At 69.4% G+C, this 15,541-nt stretch carries 16 protein-coding genes; 4 read left to right on the forward strand and 12 right to left on the reverse strand.

Annotation, left to right across the window (positions count from 1 at the left end; translation table 11 throughout):
* Positions 1–91 precede the first annotated feature (91 nt).
* Both ABD747_RS00610 and ABD747_RS00615 read left to right on the forward strand, forming a co-directional pair.
* On the forward strand, positions 92–733 hold the full coding sequence (locus ABD747_RS00610; RefSeq protein ID WP_344801126.1) for a hypothetical protein: 642 nt from the start codon (positions 92–94) through the stop codon (positions 731–733).
* Between the two features lie 180 nt (positions 734–913).
* On the forward strand, positions 914–2,077 hold the full coding sequence (locus tag ABD747_RS00615) for a tetratricopeptide repeat protein (protein WP_344801127.1): 1,164 nt from the start codon (positions 914–916) through the stop codon (positions 2,075–2,077).
* 468 nt (positions 2,078–2,545) lie between these two features.
* Here ABD747_RS00615 and ABD747_RS00620 read toward each other — a convergent pair whose 3' ends face one another.
* From ABD747_RS00620 to ABD747_RS00645, 6 genes are all read right to left on the reverse strand, one after another.
* Positions 2,546–2,761, reverse strand: a complete 216-nt coding sequence (locus tag ABD747_RS00620; RefSeq protein WP_344801128.1) for a hypothetical protein — start codon at positions 2,759–2,761, stop codon at positions 2,546–2,548.
* A 772-nt stretch (positions 2,762–3,533) separates the two neighbouring features.
* On the reverse strand, positions 3,534–4,199 hold the full coding sequence (locus ABD747_RS00625) for a hypothetical protein (RefSeq protein ID WP_344801129.1): 666 nt from the start codon (positions 4,197–4,199) through the stop codon (positions 3,534–3,536).
* 80 nt (positions 4,200–4,279) lie between these two features.
* Complete coding sequence (locus tag ABD747_RS00630; protein WP_344801130.1) at positions 4,280–4,957, reverse strand: DUF4386 domain-containing protein; 678 nt, start codon at positions 4,955–4,957, stop codon at positions 4,280–4,282.
* Positions 4,958–5,078: 121 nt separating this feature from the next.
* Complete coding sequence (locus ABD747_RS00635) at positions 5,079–5,354, reverse strand: hypothetical protein (protein WP_344801131.1); 276 nt, start codon at positions 5,352–5,354, stop codon at positions 5,079–5,081.
* 126 nt (positions 5,355–5,480) lie between these two features.
* On the reverse strand, positions 5,481–5,945 hold the full coding sequence (locus tag ABD747_RS00640) for a hypothetical protein (protein ID WP_344801132.1): 465 nt from the start codon (positions 5,943–5,945) through the stop codon (positions 5,481–5,483).
* Between the two features lie 53 nt (positions 5,946–5,998).
* Entirely contained in the window at positions 5,999–6,934 is a 936-nt protein-coding gene (locus ABD747_RS00645) for an NAD(P)/FAD-dependent oxidoreductase (RefSeq protein ID WP_344801133.1), read from the reverse strand.
* A gap of 79 nt (positions 6,935–7,013) precedes the next feature.
* Here ABD747_RS00645 and ABD747_RS00650 point away from each other — a divergent pair, with 79 nt between their 5' ends.
* Positions 7,014–7,589 carry a helix-turn-helix domain-containing protein gene (locus ABD747_RS00650; RefSeq protein ID WP_344801134.1) on the forward strand — a complete coding sequence of 192 codons (576 nt, stop codon included), beginning with the start codon at positions 7,014–7,016 and terminating at the stop codon, positions 7,587–7,589.
* A 150-nt stretch (positions 7,590–7,739) separates the two neighbouring features.
* On the opposite strand, the gene ABD747_RS00655 is transcribed toward ABD747_RS00650, so the two are convergent.
* The 5 genes from ABD747_RS00655 to ABD747_RS00675 all read right to left on the reverse strand — a co-directional run bounded on the left by ABD747_RS00655 (position 7,740) and on the right by ABD747_RS00675 (position 13,295).
* Positions 7,740–8,048 (reverse strand): YciI family protein, encoded by a 309-nt coding sequence (locus ABD747_RS00655; protein ID WP_344801135.1) that lies wholly within the window; start codon positions 8,046–8,048, stop codon positions 7,740–7,742.
* 295 nt (positions 8,049–8,343) lie between these two features.
* Positions 8,344–10,395 (reverse strand): NAD(+) synthase, encoded by a 2,052-nt coding sequence (locus ABD747_RS00660; RefSeq protein WP_344801137.1) that lies wholly within the window; start codon positions 10,393–10,395, stop codon positions 8,344–8,346.
* A gap of 33 nt (positions 10,396–10,428) precedes the next feature.
* Positions 10,429–11,394 carry a site-specific tyrosine recombinase XerD gene (locus ABD747_RS00665; RefSeq protein ID WP_344801240.1) on the reverse strand — a complete coding sequence of 322 codons (966 nt, stop codon included), beginning with the start codon at positions 11,392–11,394 and terminating at the stop codon, positions 10,429–10,431.
* Positions 11,391–12,506 carry an alanine dehydrogenase gene (gene ald / locus ABD747_RS00670; protein WP_344801138.1) on the reverse strand — a complete coding sequence of 372 codons (1,116 nt, stop codon included), beginning with the start codon at positions 12,504–12,506 and terminating at the stop codon, positions 11,391–11,393. The genes ABD747_RS00665 and ald overlap by 4 nt, the downstream gene beginning before the upstream one ends.
* Positions 12,507–12,635: 129 nt before the next feature.
* Positions 12,636–13,295, reverse strand: a complete 660-nt coding sequence (locus ABD747_RS00675; RefSeq protein WP_344801139.1) for a DUF2306 domain-containing protein — start codon at positions 13,293–13,295, stop codon at positions 12,636–12,638.
* Positions 13,296–13,469: 174 nt separating this feature from the next.
* Here ABD747_RS00675 and ABD747_RS00680 point away from each other — a divergent pair, with 174 nt between their 5' ends.
* Positions 13,470–14,750, forward strand: a complete 1,281-nt coding sequence (locus tag ABD747_RS00680; RefSeq protein WP_344801140.1) for a threonine/serine exporter family protein — start codon at positions 13,470–13,472, stop codon at positions 14,748–14,750.
* 79 nt (positions 14,751–14,829) lie between these two features.
* Here ABD747_RS00680 and ABD747_RS00685 read toward each other — a convergent pair whose 3' ends face one another.
* A complete protein-coding gene (locus ABD747_RS00685) occupies positions 14,830–15,450 on the reverse strand; it encodes an NUDIX hydrolase (RefSeq protein ID WP_344801141.1) in 621 nt (206 codons plus the stop codon).
* Between the last annotated feature and the right edge of the window lie 91 nt (positions 15,451–15,541).

Here is a 15,541-nt window from a genome sequence, read left to right on the forward strand (position 1 = left end):
TGCGACAGTGTCCTGAGTTCGATTCGGAGACCGCAGCACCGCCAGTACCGATAAACGTCAACGTAGACGTTACCTGGAGTATGGAGACGTCATGGTGGCCACCGAGCTGCTCAAGCTGAAGATCGCCGATTTCGACCCCGCTGACGGCGCGCTCGATGAGCCGATCGCGCGCCTCGGGCGAATTCTGCGCCGAACCATCAGGTTCTGGACACCCGTCTGCGAAGCCCTCTTGGACATGCCGGACTTCACTGCGCTGAGTAAGACATTCAAGGACCGCATGTGCCTCGACCTCGAGCGCCATGAAGAGTCCAGCCTCAGCGTCGCTTTCGACGCGATCGAGTACGGGATGGGCACGCCGTCCGACGAGTTCTCCCTGTCTACCGAGGAGGTACGCCGGATTCTCCGCGTTGCGGAGGAGGACGCCCGAAACCGCATAGAGAGCCTCGCGTGCCAACCGGAGCGCTACCAAGCTGGGCTTCTCGCCCGCAGTGCTGCGGCGGAGACTCGGTCCCGTCGCGCGATGACCAACTGGGGCCGGAAAAGGCTGGAGGGGCACGCCTCACGTCTCGCAGCTCTCGCCGCGGCTGCACCCGACGAGCGGCGCCACGCGGTCGAGACGGCACGCGTCCACGCTCAGCTCTTCCTCTGCGACGTTCAGCACACCCTTGTGACACTCGAGACATGGGGAGGTCCGGCCTGTGGCGGGACGACTGGCAATCGTCCCTCCTCCTGAGCGAGGCCGGAGCCGGGTCGTCGTTCGCCCTCTCCTTCGGACAGTTCGGAAAACCCGCCCGCCTACACCAGCACTGCACGGCCACAGCACCGGGCCCGGCGCCGCCGGCATACTGCCCGACTAACACGAGGAGCAGACACCATCGCATCAGACTTCTCAGCCGCTCAACACGCTGGGTTCTTGGTTGATCGGGGACAGAGCGCGTACGCCGCCGGTGATGTTTCCGGCGCCATCGCCGATCTCGAGGAAGCCGCCCAGCTCGCCCGCGTCTTGTCCCGAGCGACGCTGGATCCGCGCCACATCCAAGGCCTTGCCGGCGCGTTGTACAGTCTCGGCGGGGCCTACAACACAGCCGCGCGTTTCACTGAAGCAATTGCCGTTTTGACCGAGGCACTCCGAAACTACGAGCGCCTTGACACCTCCAATTCCCGGATAGCCGGCTACCTCGCCGACGTCCAGGTGCGTCGGGGTCTCGCCCACGCCTGTCTCGGGTCAGGAGCCTCTGCCGTTGTCGATGTCCAAGCCGGCATCATTTCGTACATACGATTTGCTTCGCCGAGCCGTCTCGACCACAACTATTTCGGGCTCGCTCGCGTACTGATGATCGGCGCCGACGTGTTGGGCGCCTACGGCGATCCAGACGTGGCGTTGGCCGCCGCACAAACTGGCGTGAGCTGGCTGATCACCGCGCTCCAGGGTGGAACAGTCGACCCCGAGGCAGAATCGACCACCGCCTATCTTGTTGGCGCTCTCAGCGTCGAAATCGAGGTATTGACCACCCTCTTCAGGTCCGCTGAGACAGTCAATGCCCGGTCCGCGCTCACCTGGTTAGGCGCCCAGCCCGTCACCACTCTGACTGGGCAGCGCCGGGCACAGTCCCCTTGCCTGTCCGCGGCGACGCGCGGCCTCGAGGCAACCGTCCACGAACTGACGCGAACGGACCCCGCCCACCGTGATCTTGTCGAGCTACTCCTCACTCACCCGATCGAGCCGGTGTGCGTGCCCGTGTTTCGCACCCAACCAGAACAACTCATCCCCGCAGCCCGGACGGCCGGAAAGGCCGCGAACTCTCTTTTCCGCAGCAACCCGTCTGCCGCCATGAGACTCGGTCTCGAGGCCCACTACCTTCTCGCATTCGCCCTCGAACGCGATCTCGGACTAGGTTCGTCGTCGATCGGAACTGCGGCCGGCGGCCTGCCAAGACCCCAACCCGGCGAGTTTGCCGACATCGTGACGGAATGGGCGCTGCTGCTACGTGCCCTGGCCAACCAATTCGAACGCGCGGGTGACCTTCCAATGGGCCGAGACCTCCGATCGTGGAGCGCACGCGTATCCGACCACTGATGAACCGCAGACCGTCAGCGACCTCACCTAGCTCGTCGCCAAGGAACTGGGGGCCGCGCTCCATGACTTCCAGGCACGCTTGCAGCCACCTCCGGGTGCTTTTGCAGCGTAGCGTTCAGGGTGGGTGTCACCGTGCACGACCTCACCAGCGCTCGCCCAGCACCGTATCGACGGCACCTTACGTCGCGCCCGGCATAGTCACGCAGATCAAAGCGCGGGTGGCCACCACAAACGAGGCTCTTCGCGCAGCGATCGCAAGGCGCCTCGTCAGGGCGTGCCTCGTCGCCGTGACTGACCGTCAGGTCACGACCGGGCGGTCGCGGACACCATCACATTTCGGTCGTCGTCCCAATCAGGGTATCCGCCGGCACCGTGCGATGGAGGTCGACCGGCGCTCGCCCCCGGTGTTCATCGCAAGCGGGCTGAGAAAGGAGTCAGCATCGCGTGCAAATCCGCGACATCGAAGCCCTATTTGGGCATCGTCCACGGGTAGTCGTCGGGATGATTGCTCGCCCACGAATGTCCGGTGCAGTCCGAGTTCGGATCCTGCGGCGGGCCCCACCACGGCCAGCGGTCTGAGCACCAGTACTCGCTAGTCAACATGCCCATCACGATGACGAAGCCGACGAGCGCAGCACACGCGACAATCGCGAGCGTGAGTGCGGTGTAGACCTTCCAGGTCACATTGGCAACATATCCCGAGTTTGCTGGCGTGTGCGCCCTTTTGCCCGCTTGCGGTCGCGGCTACGAGACCGCGACCGGGCAAGGCTCTGGGCCCGCTTCTGGCCACGAAGCCTCACAGCCGCGACTGCTGCGCTTCGTCGCCGGCCCGGCACCCACACCGCGTCCTATTGAGGACATTGCCTAAAGCTGACACACAACATGCCGTAAGGCCCGCGAATCGACCACTACGCTGATCATGTCGCTCGGGAACCCCCGATCCCCAGCGTCAAGAGACCCTGCCCCGGGCAGCCCTGGGGTTGACGGGTCGGCCGGCCGCTGGACACGCGAAGGGAAATCCCCCGATCCTCCGCCGCCCAGCGGCAGCGATGAGGGCCGCGGCAATCTGCATCCCCCGACCAGACTGCTGCGGCCCTCACCGTCGAGACGACCCCGATCCCGCCGCGAACCCTGACGTCCGCACGCTGCGGCCAACCTCGACCCCGAACCCCTCAACCTACCCTCGGTTGAACCTTAAACCGTGACAGCGTCCGCGTCACCGGGATGTCCGCTTTCGGCCATGTCCAAATCCAGCGCACTCACCCGCCAGTAATGAGTCTCCGGTCGGCGCCCTCACCCAGAGACGACACAAGGCACCCCCCACGAGCGCGGCGAACCACATTGCTGATCCGAGGGGCACCGCGGGTACGTCCGCGGCTGGCCCCGCGCGGCCGACGTGGTCGACCGGGCGAGAGGCGTCACGCCTCGAGTGGCGCGGGTACGCCACGTGCCGGATCTAGGCGGGCTTGACGTGCAGTCCGCGAAGGCCGGTCCCGAGGGCGCGGTATCTGGTGAGGCTTGTAGCGGTTGACCAGATCACGAGCGCCAGAATGCCGGGCAAGAATGCGTAGCCGAACGCGCTGTCTCTGCTCGTGCCGACGACCGCGGTCAACAGGGTGATGAGAAACGCGCCGGCGCCGGTCAGTGCCACGATTCCGGTCCACCGCGGAAAGACACCGCTGCGCAGGGTCGCAAGCCCGGCGGCGCTGAGCATTGCGGCAAAGCCCATGGCGGCGACGAGGTAAGGGCCGGCGGATGCGGCTGTGACCGCTCTGCTCACGACGGGATCGGCGTGGGAACCCTCGCTGGTGGCTGCGCCGACCGTCACGATGGCCGTGGCAATGCTCGCCCCACCGATGGCGGCACCGGCGAACGTGACACGAGCAAGCTCACCGATCCCGGCGCCTGTATCCGATCTTCCCAACACGCTTCGGATCGTTCCGGCAAAGTGCAGCAACGTGAGGGCGGCAACGAGGACTAGGAAGGCCCCGATCCCGCTTCCGGTGCGGTTGTTGCCGGCCCATTTGGTCCAGTCCGAGTCGGTTGCGGCGTAGTCCGGTGCGTCGCCACCGCTCAGGAACCAGCCGCCGACCAGCAGCAGGGCGAACGCGACGCCGGACAAGGCCACAAGCCTGTCCACGGTGGATGCCTGCGGGTGTGGCGGGGCGTCTGCGGGCGGGAGCGATTCCGGTGTGCGCGATGTCATCGTTCACTCCCGGCGACGACGGGTGCAGCACACCGGAGTCCCCACAGCGCCGCGTACATCCCGAGGAGCAGTTCCCACAGGAACTCGGGGGCTACGAACAACCCCGCCGCTGCGGTCGGTTGCCACAGGCCGAAGAGCACGCCGAGGTTGCCCACCAGGAGCAGCGGCCCGCCGATCATGCCGAGCCAGGTCATTCGGCGTGGGACGAGCCCGGAGCTGTACATCAGGTAGCCGAGGATGAGTCCGTTCCCGAGAGGAACCACGAGGCCCGGGCCCAAGAGAAACGTCCAGTCCTTGAGCGCTGCGAGCATGAGGGCTAGGTCGGTCGAGCCTGGGGAGTCGTGATGCAGACTGACGAGGCCGAGCATGAAAAGGATCCCCGCGGCGATGAAGACGCACTCGATGATTCGAGCCGCGACGTACCCGATGGCGAGGATCTTGCTCCGGCGCCGCGCGATCGGGTACAGCACGACAGCCGTTCCGACGTTCGCGATGATCAGCAGGAACTCCAGGAACACGGCGAGGCGGATCTGCGTGCCCTGCCCTGCCCCCGTGAGGTAGCCGGCCGGGTCGTTGAGCACCGGTTGCAGAAGCAGCGCGGCAGGGATCGAGGTGAGGAAGGTGACGATGAACAGCACCCCGAAGGTCCGAGCTGTCTTTTGGTCGTTGGCCACTCCCTCTCCCGTCGCGTCCGCGAAGTACCGGTTGTTCACCCTCGCTCGACGCGGATGCGATCAGCCAACGGCAGGGACCTTGCGCTGTCACCTTCCGGTGTCGACATCGTGATCCCGCGGCTCACCGCGCGCCGCCGCTGACTGTGCCGAACCGGGTCAGGATGCGGATGCGGATCTTGTGCAGCTGGGGCATGAGGCCGTAGATCACGATCGGCACGGCGACGGTGGCGAGGACGAAGGTCCGCACAACGGTCGGGAGGGCGCCAAGCCAGGGGCCGAACGCCACGTTCAGGATCGTGAGGGTCGGGAACACGGCCAGCCAGATCATGAGCGCGAGCTGATGCTTGGTCGGCGGCCCGACTGACGTGGATGGTGCGGTCGGGAAGGTCTTGGTCATGAGTTCTCCTGGGGTGGTTCGGTGGGGGTGTCTGCAGTGATGGGTGAGGGTGTGAAACCCCTTGGCCGTGAGCCAGATGATCCAACTGCCGCGCGCGTGCGAGGTGGCGTCGTGGCCGTCACGGTGTCATCGGCGGCGGCGCCAGGGCTCGCCGCGAGCTGAGATGTAGTGGCGGACCACGTACCCCCAGGGGACGACGGCGATGATGATCACGACCCATGCGACGGCGGCGGCTTGGTCAGTGGTTGCGGTGTCGAGGTTGCCGGCCAGCCAGTGCGGAAGGGCGACGACCACCAGCCAGATCAGTTTCCAGGCGACCTCGAACAGCAGGATGGGCAGCATCCGGGTGGGATGGCGAAGTCCGAGCAGGGCCAGCACGGACAGGGCGACGAGCATGCACAGCACGGTGCCTTCCCTCAGCTCCCACTGATCATGGTTGAGCAGCAGGGGCCACTTCTTGACCGCCAGTCCCGCGCCCATCACCAGGTATCCGACGCGGAGAACACCGAGCCGCCACACCGGCAGCGTTGCGGAATTCTCGACTGACTCGACGGCGGCGGTCGACGTCGCCATAGATGTCGGGCTGGCCATGATGACTCCTGGGAGACGGGGTGGGATGAGAGGTGGAGGCGCTGGTCTGGTGGTCAGGACGCGAGGCGCGTGTTCGGGCGGGGCATGAGGTTGTTGACGTCTTCGTCGACGAGGTCAGCGTTGACAGCGATGGCGGCTGCGGAGCCGGCGCCGGCGGCCGTGATCAGCTGAGCGCGGGGGTCGACCACGTTGCCGGCAGCCCACACGCCGGGCACGCTGGTGCGGCCGGTCGGGTCGGTGGTGACCCAGCCATGGGAATCGACGGTGCAGCCGAGGTCGAGGAGTAGCCCGTTCTGTGGCACGAAACGAGGCGGTACGAACAGCGCCTGGGATGGCACCACGCACCCGTCGTCCATCTCGACACCGACGAGCCGGTCGTCGTTGATGACGAGTTGCGTGATCTCGCCCTCCACGATGGCGACACCGCGGGCGGTCAGCTGGCCTCGTTCGACTGCGGTCAGTGAGTTGGGCGGGGTGAAGTACGCGAGGTCGCGGCTCCACTGCCGCACGATCTGGGCGTAGCGCACCGCGCCTGGGGTGCCGCCGACGACACCGAGCTGACGATCTCGAACCTCGTACCCGTGGCAGTACGGGCAGTGCAGGAGATCTCGGGCCCATCGATCATGCAGCCCCGGAATGTCGGGGAGTTCGTCCCGCAGCCCGGTCGTCACCAGCAGCCGTCGCGCCGAGATGCGCTCACCGCTGGCCAACAGCACGGCGAACCCGGCCGGCTCGTCGCGGGCCAGCTCGATCACCGTGCTGGAGATGATCTGCCCGCCGTAGCCGTTCACCTCCGCGCGGCCCACTGCCAAGAGTTCGGTGGGTGAGAACCCGTCGCGAGACAAGTACCCGTGCAAGTGGGTTGCCGGGGCGTTGCGTGGACGGCCGGCGTCGACGACCACGACTCGGCGGCGGGCCCGCGCCAAGACCAAGGCCGCCGACAATCCGGCGGCACCTCCACCAACTACAGCCACGTCGCACGAAGTCATGTCCACCAGGGTGGAGACGGCTCGGGTCTAGGACCACCAACGTTGCCGTTCCCGGGAAAACGCAGTGGAATCAGTGCTCATGGACGACACCTCGGCGAGGATCGCCGCTGCGCTCGACGGGGTCGGTTCGCGCCTCAAACGGCTCCGCACCCAGCGCGGGACGACCCTGACTGCTCTGGCGAGTTCCACCGGCATCTCCAAGAGCACGCTGTCGCGGCTCGAGAACGGCCAGCGACGCCCCACCCTGGAGCTGCTGCTGGCGCTGTCGCAGGCATACCGGGTGCCGCTGGATGATCTTGTCGGGGCCCCCGAGGTCGGCGACCCCCGGATCAGGCTCAAACCTGGCCGGGTCAAAGGTCGGACGATCATCCCGTTGACCCGACAGCCCGACGGCGTTCAGGCCTGGAAGATCGTCGTCCCCACCAGCAAGACCACGCCCGAACCGCGAGCCCACGACGGACACGAGTGGATCTATGTCCTGAGCGGTCGAATCCGCCTGGTGCTCGACAACCAAGACTGGATCATCGGGCCCGGAGAAGTCGCCGAGTTCGACACCCAGGTCCCGCACTGGTTCGGCAGCACCGGACACGAACCCGCCGAGATCCTCAGCATCTTCACCCGACCAGGCGAATCAATGACCCACCGCACCATCTGACCAGCGCCACGGCGAACGGACCCGCGTCAACCCGGGCTTCACGCCGATCGCGGGTCGAGCCCCGACGGTCGAGGGGCTGGAACGGCCGCGAGCCGAGGCCCTGTGGAAGGCTCGGCTCGACCGCTGGGTCGACCCGCTCCGGGCCGCGTGCTACATCGGCAGAGCGTCGTAGATCTCGACACTGCCTCCGGAGCCGATCACCGGACATCCGGCGGCCTTGGCGGCGGCAGCGTCGAGGGAATCCGCCTCGATGATCGAGTAGCCGCCCAGTCCCGACGCTGCCCCGGGCGTCGACCCGGCGCTCGTCACGGTCGACGCCTCTCCGAACGGGTTGCCGATGTCGACGACTGCGCCGTCCAGGCCCGCGAACCACGCCGTCCACGCGTTCATCGACTCCTGCTGCGCCTCCGGGGTCTCCGCCATCGCCCCACCGGTGTACACGTACACGAACTTCGCCACGATCTCCTCCTCGAGTCGAGTCGGCCGGAGGTACCGACCGACAGTGATCGTCACCTCCCCTACGTCTGGGCCCGCGCGAAATCGACAGTCGGCGCTGACGAATGTCTCGCAGTCAGCCAGCTGCAGGTGACGGCTCGACAACTCGACGACAGGGCGAACGGGCCAACTTCCCGCCGCGGCCGGATTATCGGGCTCACACCGGGCGGATGGGCGGCCAACTCCCGCCGCGGCTGGAATTTGCGCCGCACCGGGCCGCCACGCCGTCTTCGCAGCGGGGCCGCCGCGGACCGGGACCTCAGTCGGCCGTCTCTGGCACGTTGCGCTCGATCTCGGCGAGCCAGACCTCGGCGTTGCCGTCCGACGGCGCCCGCCAGTCCCCCCGCGGCGACAGCGAGCCACCGTGGGAGACCTTGGGGCCGTTCGGCATGGCCGAGCGCTTGAACTGGGCGAACCCGAAGAACCGCTTCACGAACACCACGAGCCAGCCGCGGATCGCCGCCAGATCGTACGCCCGCCGCCGCTCCTCCGGGAACCCCACCGGCCACGGCCCGTCCTCCACGGCGCGCCAGGCGTGCCAGGCGAGGAACGCGATCTTCGACGGCCGGAAGCCGAATCTCAAGGTGTAGAAGAGGTTGAAGTCCTGGAGCTCGTACGGCCCGACCGCCTTCTCCGTGCTCTGCGGCGGCTCCCCCGGCTTGACCGGGACCAGCTCCGGCGAGATCTCGGCGTTCACGATCGAGGTCAGCACGTCCGACACCTCACCGGCGAACACCGGCAGCCCGCTGACCCAGCGGATCAGGTGCTGGATCAGCGTCTTTGGCACCCCGCCGTTGACGTTGTAGTGCGACATCTGGTCGCCGACCCCGTAGGTGCTCCAGCCCAGCGCCAGCTCGGACAGGTCACCGGTGCCGAGCACGATCCCGCGGTGGTGGTTGGCCAGCCGGAACAGATAGTCGGTCCGCAACCCGGCCTGGACGTTCTCGAAGGTGACGTCGTACAGCTCCGCACCGGTGGCGAACGGATGATCGAGATCGGCCAGCATCTGACGGGCGGCGGGCCGGATGTCCAGCTCGGCCGCGGTGATGCCGAGCGAGCGCATCAGCCGCCAGGCGTTGGACTTGGTCGCGTCCATGGTGGCGAAGCCGGGCATGGTGAAGCCGAGGATGTTGGTCCGCGGCAGCCCGAGCAGGTCCATCGCCCGGGCGGCGACGATCAGCGCGTGGGTGGAGTCCAGCCCGCCGGACACCCCGATCACCACCTTCTCGGTGTGGATCGCGCGCAGCCGCTGGGCGAGGCCGTCGACCTGGATGTTGTACGCCTCGTAGCAGTCCTGGGCGAGCCGGGCCGGGTCGGCGGGCACGAACGGGAACCGCTCGACCACCCGGCGCAGGCCGAGATCGCCCGCCGGCGGGTCGAGGGTGAACGGCACCGTCCGGCAGGCCGGGCCGTGCGGGAAAACCACCCGCCGGTTGTCCTCGTACGTCCCCTGCCGGGCCCGCTCCTGGCGGAGCAGGTCCAGGTCGACGTCGGCGATCGTCAGCTGCGGGTCCTCCTCGAACCGCGCCCCCTGAGCCAGCTCGAGCCCGTTCTCGAAGATGCTGGTCTGCCCGTCCCAGGAGAGGTCGGTGGTCGACTCCCCCTGGCCCGCGGCGGCGTACAGATAGGCGGCCAGGCAGCGCATCGACTGGGTCCGGCACAGCACGCTGCGGGTGGACGACCGGCCGATGGTGATCGGGCTGCCGGACAGGTTCGCGAGCACGGTCGCCCCGGCCAGGGCGAGCCCGCTGGACGGCGGCACCGGCACGAACATGTCCTCGCAGATCTCGACCCCGACGACCAGCCCGGCGACGTCGGTCGCCGCGAACAGCAGGTCGGTCCCGAACGGCACGGACTGCCCGGCTACCCGGATCGACGCGGCCGCGACGCCCGCGCCGGAGGCGAACTGCCGCCGCTCGTAGAACTCGCGGTAGTTCGGCAGGTGCACCTTCGGCACCACCCCGAGCACCGCGCCGCGGTGGATCACCACAGCGGTGTTGAACAGCCGGCCGCCGTCGCGCAGCGGCGCGCCGACCACGATCACCGGCAGCAGGTCCGCGCTGGCCGCGACGATGTCCCCCAGCCCGGCATGCACCGCGTCCAGCAGCGCGTCCTGCCCCAGCAGGTCCTCCACCGCATAGCCGGTGAGCGCCAGCTCGGGGAACACCGCGACGGCCACGCCGTCGGCCGAGAGCCGACGCGACACGTCGACCACGCTGGCGGCGTTGCGCGCCGGGTCGGCGACGAACACGTCGGCCGTGCACGCGGCCACCCGGGCGAAGCCGTGCGCATAGAGCGAGCTGAACGACATACGCCCATCCTGTCCGATCCCGGCGTACGCCTCTCAGCGGGCGCGGGGGTGGGCGGCCAGATACACCTCGCGCAAATGGTCGACGGTAACCAGCGTGTACAGCTGGGTGGTGGTCACCGACGCGTGCCCGAGCAGCTCCTGCACCACACGTACGTCCGCGCCGCCGTCCAGCAGATGGGTGGCGTAGGAGTGCCGCAGCGTATGCGGCGACACGTCGGTCGTGATCCCGGCCCGCCGGGCGGCGGTCTGCACGATCGTCCACGCACTCTGCCGCGACAGCCTGGAGCCGCGGGCGTTCAGGAACAGCCCGGGGCCGCCTCGACCGCCCTCGCTCCGGGCCCGCAGCACCGGCCGGGCCCGGACCAGATAGCCGGCCAGCGCATCCCGGGCGTACGACCCGAGCGGCACGATCCGCTGCTTGCTGCCCTTTCCGAGCAGCCGTAGCGCGACCCGCTCGGCCGGGTCGGTGTCCAGCACCCGGGCCACGTCGTCGACATCGAGCCCGACCGCCTCGCTGATCCGCGCGCCGGTGCCGTACAGCAGCTCCAGCAGCGCCCGGTCCCGCAGCCCGAGGTCGTCGTCGACCGGGGTGTCGAGCATCGCCTGCACCTGGTCCAGGCTCAGCGCCTTCGGCAGCCGCTTCGGCGGCCGCGGCGGGTGGACGACGCGGGCCGGGTCCTCCTCGCTGGCCCGGTCCTCCAGCGCGAACCGGTGCAGCCCGCGGACCACGACGACGGCCCGGGCCACGCTGGAGCCGGCCAGCGGCGCCCGCTGCCAGCCGTCGCCGTCCGTGGTCGGGACGCCGGCGTGCAGGTCCGCGGCGAAGTCGGAGATCTGCCGGCTGGTCACCTCGTCCAGCTCGCCGATCCCTCGGGCGGCGAGGAAGTCGGCATACTTCGCGAGGTCACGGCGGTACGCCGCCTGAGTATGCGGGGACGCCCCGCGCTCGACCCGCAGGTGGCTGAGATAGGCGTCGACGGCCTCCGCGACGGTGGTCAGCCCAGCACCTCGGCGAGCGGCCGGTGGGTCAGCCCGTGGGCGTGCGCGACGGGGGCGTTGACGATCTCGCCCGCGTGCGTGTTCAGCCCGCACGCCAGGGCAGGGTCGGCCCGCAGCGCCGCCCGCCAACCCTTGTCGGCCAGCCGGAGCACATACGGCAGGGTGACGTTGGTCAGCGCGTACGTCGAGGTGTGCGGCACCGCGCCCGGCATGTTGGCCACGCAGTAGAAGAGCGAGCGATGAACGACGTAGGTCGGCTCGGCGTGGGTGGTGGGCCGGCTGTCTTCGAAGCAGCCGCCCTGGTCGATCGCGATGTCGACCAGCACGCTGCCGGGCCGCATCCGGGCGACCAGGTCGTTGCCGATCAGCGTCGGTGCCTTGGCGCCCGGCACCAGCACCGCGCCGATCACCAGGTCGGCGTCCAGCACCGCCCGCTCGATCTCGTACGCGTTCGAGGCGATGGTCCGCAGGTGTCCGCGATAGATCCGGTCGGCATCGCGGAGCTTGTCGATGTCGGTGTCCAGGAGCAGCACCTCCGCCTGCATGCCGAGCGCGATCGCGGCCGCGTTCATCCCGGCCACGCCGCCTCCGATCACGACCACCTTGGCGGCGTGGACCCCGGAGACACCGCCCATCAAGACGCCGCGGCCGCCGCGGGAGCGCATCAGGTGATAGGCGCCGACCTGGGGCGCCAGCCGGCCGGCGACCTCGCTCATCGGCGCCAGCAGCGGAAGCGTGCCGCCGGTCAGCTGCACGGTCTCGTACGCGATCGCTGTCACTCCGCGGTCCAGGAGCGCCCGGGTGCAGTCCCGGCCGGCGGCGAGGTGGAGATAGGTGAACAGCACCTGACCGGCGCGCATCCGGTCGTACTCGACGGCGACCGGCTCCTTCACCTTCAAGATCAGCTCGGCGTCGCCCCAGACCTCATCATGGTCGGCGGCGATCCGGGCGCCGGCCGCCGCGTACTCGTCGTCGGCGATCGACGACCCACGGCCGGCACCGGACTGGATCACGACCTCGTGCCCGTGCCGGATCAGCTCGTGGGCGCCGGCTGGGGTGAGCGCCACCCGGTACTCGTGGTTCTTGACCTCGCTCGGCACTCCGACCAGCATCAGCGGCGACCCTCCGGACGACGGGGTGGACCTGCGCCGAGCATAGTGCCCGCGCTCCGCCGGCCCCGGGCCACAACGTCCCGGCTCAGAACGCCCCGGTTCGGATCGCCCCGATTTACACAGCCAGGGTCAGAAGTCGGCCGCCCCGCGGGCCCGGCGGACGAAGAGCTGGGCGACGAGCAAATTGGGCACCCAGCAGAGCCAGGCGACGTACGGGTAGACCTGGGCGAACTCGAACCCGGCCGCCATCGCGCCGGGCAGATAGAGCCGTAGCGTGACGGCCCCGAACGCGATCGCCCAGGACCGGATCATCCAGCGCTGGTGCGCGAGGAAGTCGCGCCGTTTCACCGCGACCAGCGCGACGATCGTGCACGTCAGCCACGCGACGGCCCCCGCGAGAAACCCCACGCCGGCCACCGTCCCGCCGGTGGTGAACAGCGCGATCAGCCCGGCAGCCGTGCCACCCACCAGCGCGGCGACGATGTAGACCGCGCCGATCCCGTGGTGCGCCACCGGGAACCGCCGGCGCAGCGGCCGGAGGAACTGGAACGGGCCGGCGACCAGGCTGAGTCCGGCCGCGGCGATGTGGGTCCGCAGCCCGAGGGCGGTGGGGAAGCCGTTGCCGCTGACGCTCGCCGGCACGAACCGGAACCCGGTCGCGACGAGGAAGATCGCGTACGCTCCCACGGCGAGCGACAGCACGGTCATGCTGCCCCAGCCGATCCGGCGAGCGAGGCGGTGCGGGGGCCGGTCGAGGCCGGTGTCGACAACTGCGGTGGTGGTGGTCACCCCGGCGATGTTCCGCCGCCGCGGGGCCGCCGGCATCCAGCCCGCGACCCGACCCGCCCCGGATCACCGCTCAGGGATCGGGTGGAGCTATCCCCCGGTCGGCCGCGGCGCCCGACACCGCACCGCAACCTCGCGGCGTCCGGCCGAAACGTCCGACCCTCGATCATGGTGCCCATGAGCACCGCCCCGGACGACGACGAGTTGCAGCTGATCCGCCGATCGGGGGTCGCGCTGCGGATGGGCACCCTGAGCCTGTCGGCCGGCACCGGCTCGTATCGGGTGAAGGCGTCGATGGCCCGGATCGCCCACGCCGTCGGGATCGAGCGGCACCAGGCCCACGTCACGCTGACCGAGATCACCACGACCTCCCATCGCGGCCGCAGCTTCCGGACCGAGGTGACCGAGGTCCGGTCGATCGGCATCGACGCCGACCGGCTGGCCGAGCTGGAGCGGCTGGCCCGCGGGGTCGAGCAGGCGGCCACGGCGAGCGGCCGGGAGGTCGGGGTCGACGAGGTCGCCGAGCGGCTCGATGCGATCGCCGCGCGCCGCCCGCTCTATTCCCGCCTGCCCAACGCGCTCTGGTCCGCGATCGCCTGCGCTGCGTTCGCGTTCCTCAACAACGGCGGGCCGGTCGAGATCGCCGCCGTCTTCGTGGCCGCGGGTATCGGTCAGGCAGTCCGCCGGTCCGGGCTGCATCGCGGCTGGAACCAGTTCGGCGTGACCATGCTGGCCGCGGCCTCGGCGGCGCTGTGTTATCTCGGCCTGGTCGGCGCGGCCCACGTCTTAGGGCTGACCACGGTCGGACATCAGGCCGGCTACGTCTCGGCGGTGTTGTTCCTGATCCCCGGCTTCGCCCTGGTGACCGGTGCGCTGGACCTCGCCCGGCTCGACTTCTCGGCCGGCATCGCCCGGTTGACGTACGCGAGCATGGTGCTGATCTCGGCCGCCGTCGCGGTCTGGGCCGTCTCGATCTCGGTCGGGCTCCGCCCCGAGCAGGCTCCCCCGCTCGGGCTCCCGTTCGCTCTCGAGCTGGCGCTCCGGTTCGTGGCCAGCTTCGTCGGCGTGCTCGGCTTCGCCCTGCTGTTCAACAGTCCGTGGCCGATGGCGGTGGGCGCGGCGGCGATCGGGATGGTCGCGAACGTGGGACGGCTCGCCCTGGTCGAGGTGGGCGTTCCGATCCAGGCCGCTGCGGCGGGTGCCGCGTTGCTGGTCGGCCTGCTCGCGGCCGCCGTGGCACCACGGCTGGACGTCCCGCGGGTCACCGTCTCGGTCCCGGCTGTGGTGATCATGGTGCCGGGAGCCACGGCCTATCGGGCGGTGTACGAGGTCTCCACCGGCGACACGGCAGCGGCGCTGTCGTACGCGGTCCAGGCGACGCTGGTGATCGGCGCCCTGTCGATCGGCCTGGCCGTGGCCCGGATGCTGACGGACCGCACCTGGGGCTTCGAGCACTGAACCGCCCGTGAGCCCCACGCCACGGATGATGCCCGCTCGGCTTCGCGATCAGCGGGAGGACGGGCGCCGACCCGTCGAATCACCCGCCGAGCGAGGCGAATCCGTCCCGGGCCTTGGCCGCGAACGTCGCCAACACCCCGGCGACCAGGGTGGGGTTGTGCAGCCGTCCGGCCAGCACCGCCGCGACGAGGTCGTCCAGCCGGGCCCAGCTGAGCTCCATTTCGGCCTCCTCGCCCTCCTTGACGAACCCCTCGGGCGCGTCCACCGGGCGCAGGTCGCGGGCCAGGAAGATCCTCAGCCGCTCGCCGATGATGCCGGGCGTGGTGAACAGGTCCACGAGTTGGTCCCAGTGGCCGGCGGCGAGACCGACCTCCTCGGCCAGCTCGCGCTCGGCGGCGGCCAGCGGGTCCTCACCGGCGACATCGAGCAGCCCGGCCGGCGGCTCCAGCAGCCGGTGCCGGACGGCGTGCCGGTACTGCCGGACCACCGCGACCCGGTCGGCGTCGTCGAGCGCGATGATGCCGACCGCGCCCGGATGCCGCAGGTACTCCCGGCTCAAGGTCTGCCCGTCGGGCGCGAGGATGTCGTCCTGCAGCAGCGACGTGAACGCGCCGGCGCCGAGCACGCGCTCGGCGACCACCGGCCAGGATGCCGGTTCGTCGCGGAGCTCCTCCCGATCGAGTTGGCGAGCATCGGTCATGTGCGCAGCCTCTCGGGAGTGCAGGAGTGTTTTGTGCCGATACGCTTTTCGTCGGCACAAAACACGACGAACGAGCGAGATCCGGCGGAGC

The sequence above is a fragment of the Microlunatus ginsengisoli genome (assembly GCF_039537205.1).
In the GTDB taxonomy this organism is placed as follows: domain Bacteria; phylum Actinomycetota; class Actinomycetes; order Propionibacteriales; family Propionibacteriaceae; genus Microlunatus; species Microlunatus ginsengisoli.

Coding starts and splice junctions, on each gene's coding strand:
- ABD747_RS00610 (WP_344801126.1), top strand. CDS start 92: ATGGTGGCCACCGAGCTGCTCAAGCTGAAGATCGCCGATTTCGACCCC.
- ABD747_RS00635 (WP_344801131.1), bottom strand. CDS start 5,354: ATGACCAAGACCTTCCCGACCGCACCATCCACGTCAGTCGGGCCGCCG.
- ABD747_RS00640 (WP_344801132.1), bottom strand. CDS start 5,945: ATGGCCAGCCCGACATCTATGGCGACGTCGACCGCCGCCGTCGAGTCA.
- ABD747_RS00645 (WP_344801133.1), bottom strand. CDS start 6,934: ATGACTTCGTGCGACGTGGCTGTAGTTGGTGGAGGTGCCGCCGGATTG.
- ABD747_RS00650 (WP_344801134.1), top strand. CDS start 7,014: ATGGACGACACCTCGGCGAGGATCGCCGCTGCGCTCGACGGGGTCGGT.
- ABD747_RS00660 (WP_344801137.1), bottom strand. CDS start 10,395: ATGTCGTTCAGCTCGCTCTATGCGCACGGCTTCGCCCGGGTGGCCGCG.
- ald (WP_344801138.1), bottom strand. CDS start 12,506: ATGCTGGTCGGAGTGCCGAGCGAGGTCAAGAACCACGAGTACCGGGTG.
- ABD747_RS00680 (WP_344801140.1), top strand. CDS start 13,470: ATGAGCACCGCCCCGGACGACGACGAGTTGCAGCTGATCCGCCGATCG.
- ABD747_RS00685 (WP_344801141.1), bottom strand. CDS start 15,450: ATGACCGATGCTCGCCAACTCGATCGGGAGGAGCTCCGCGACGAACCG.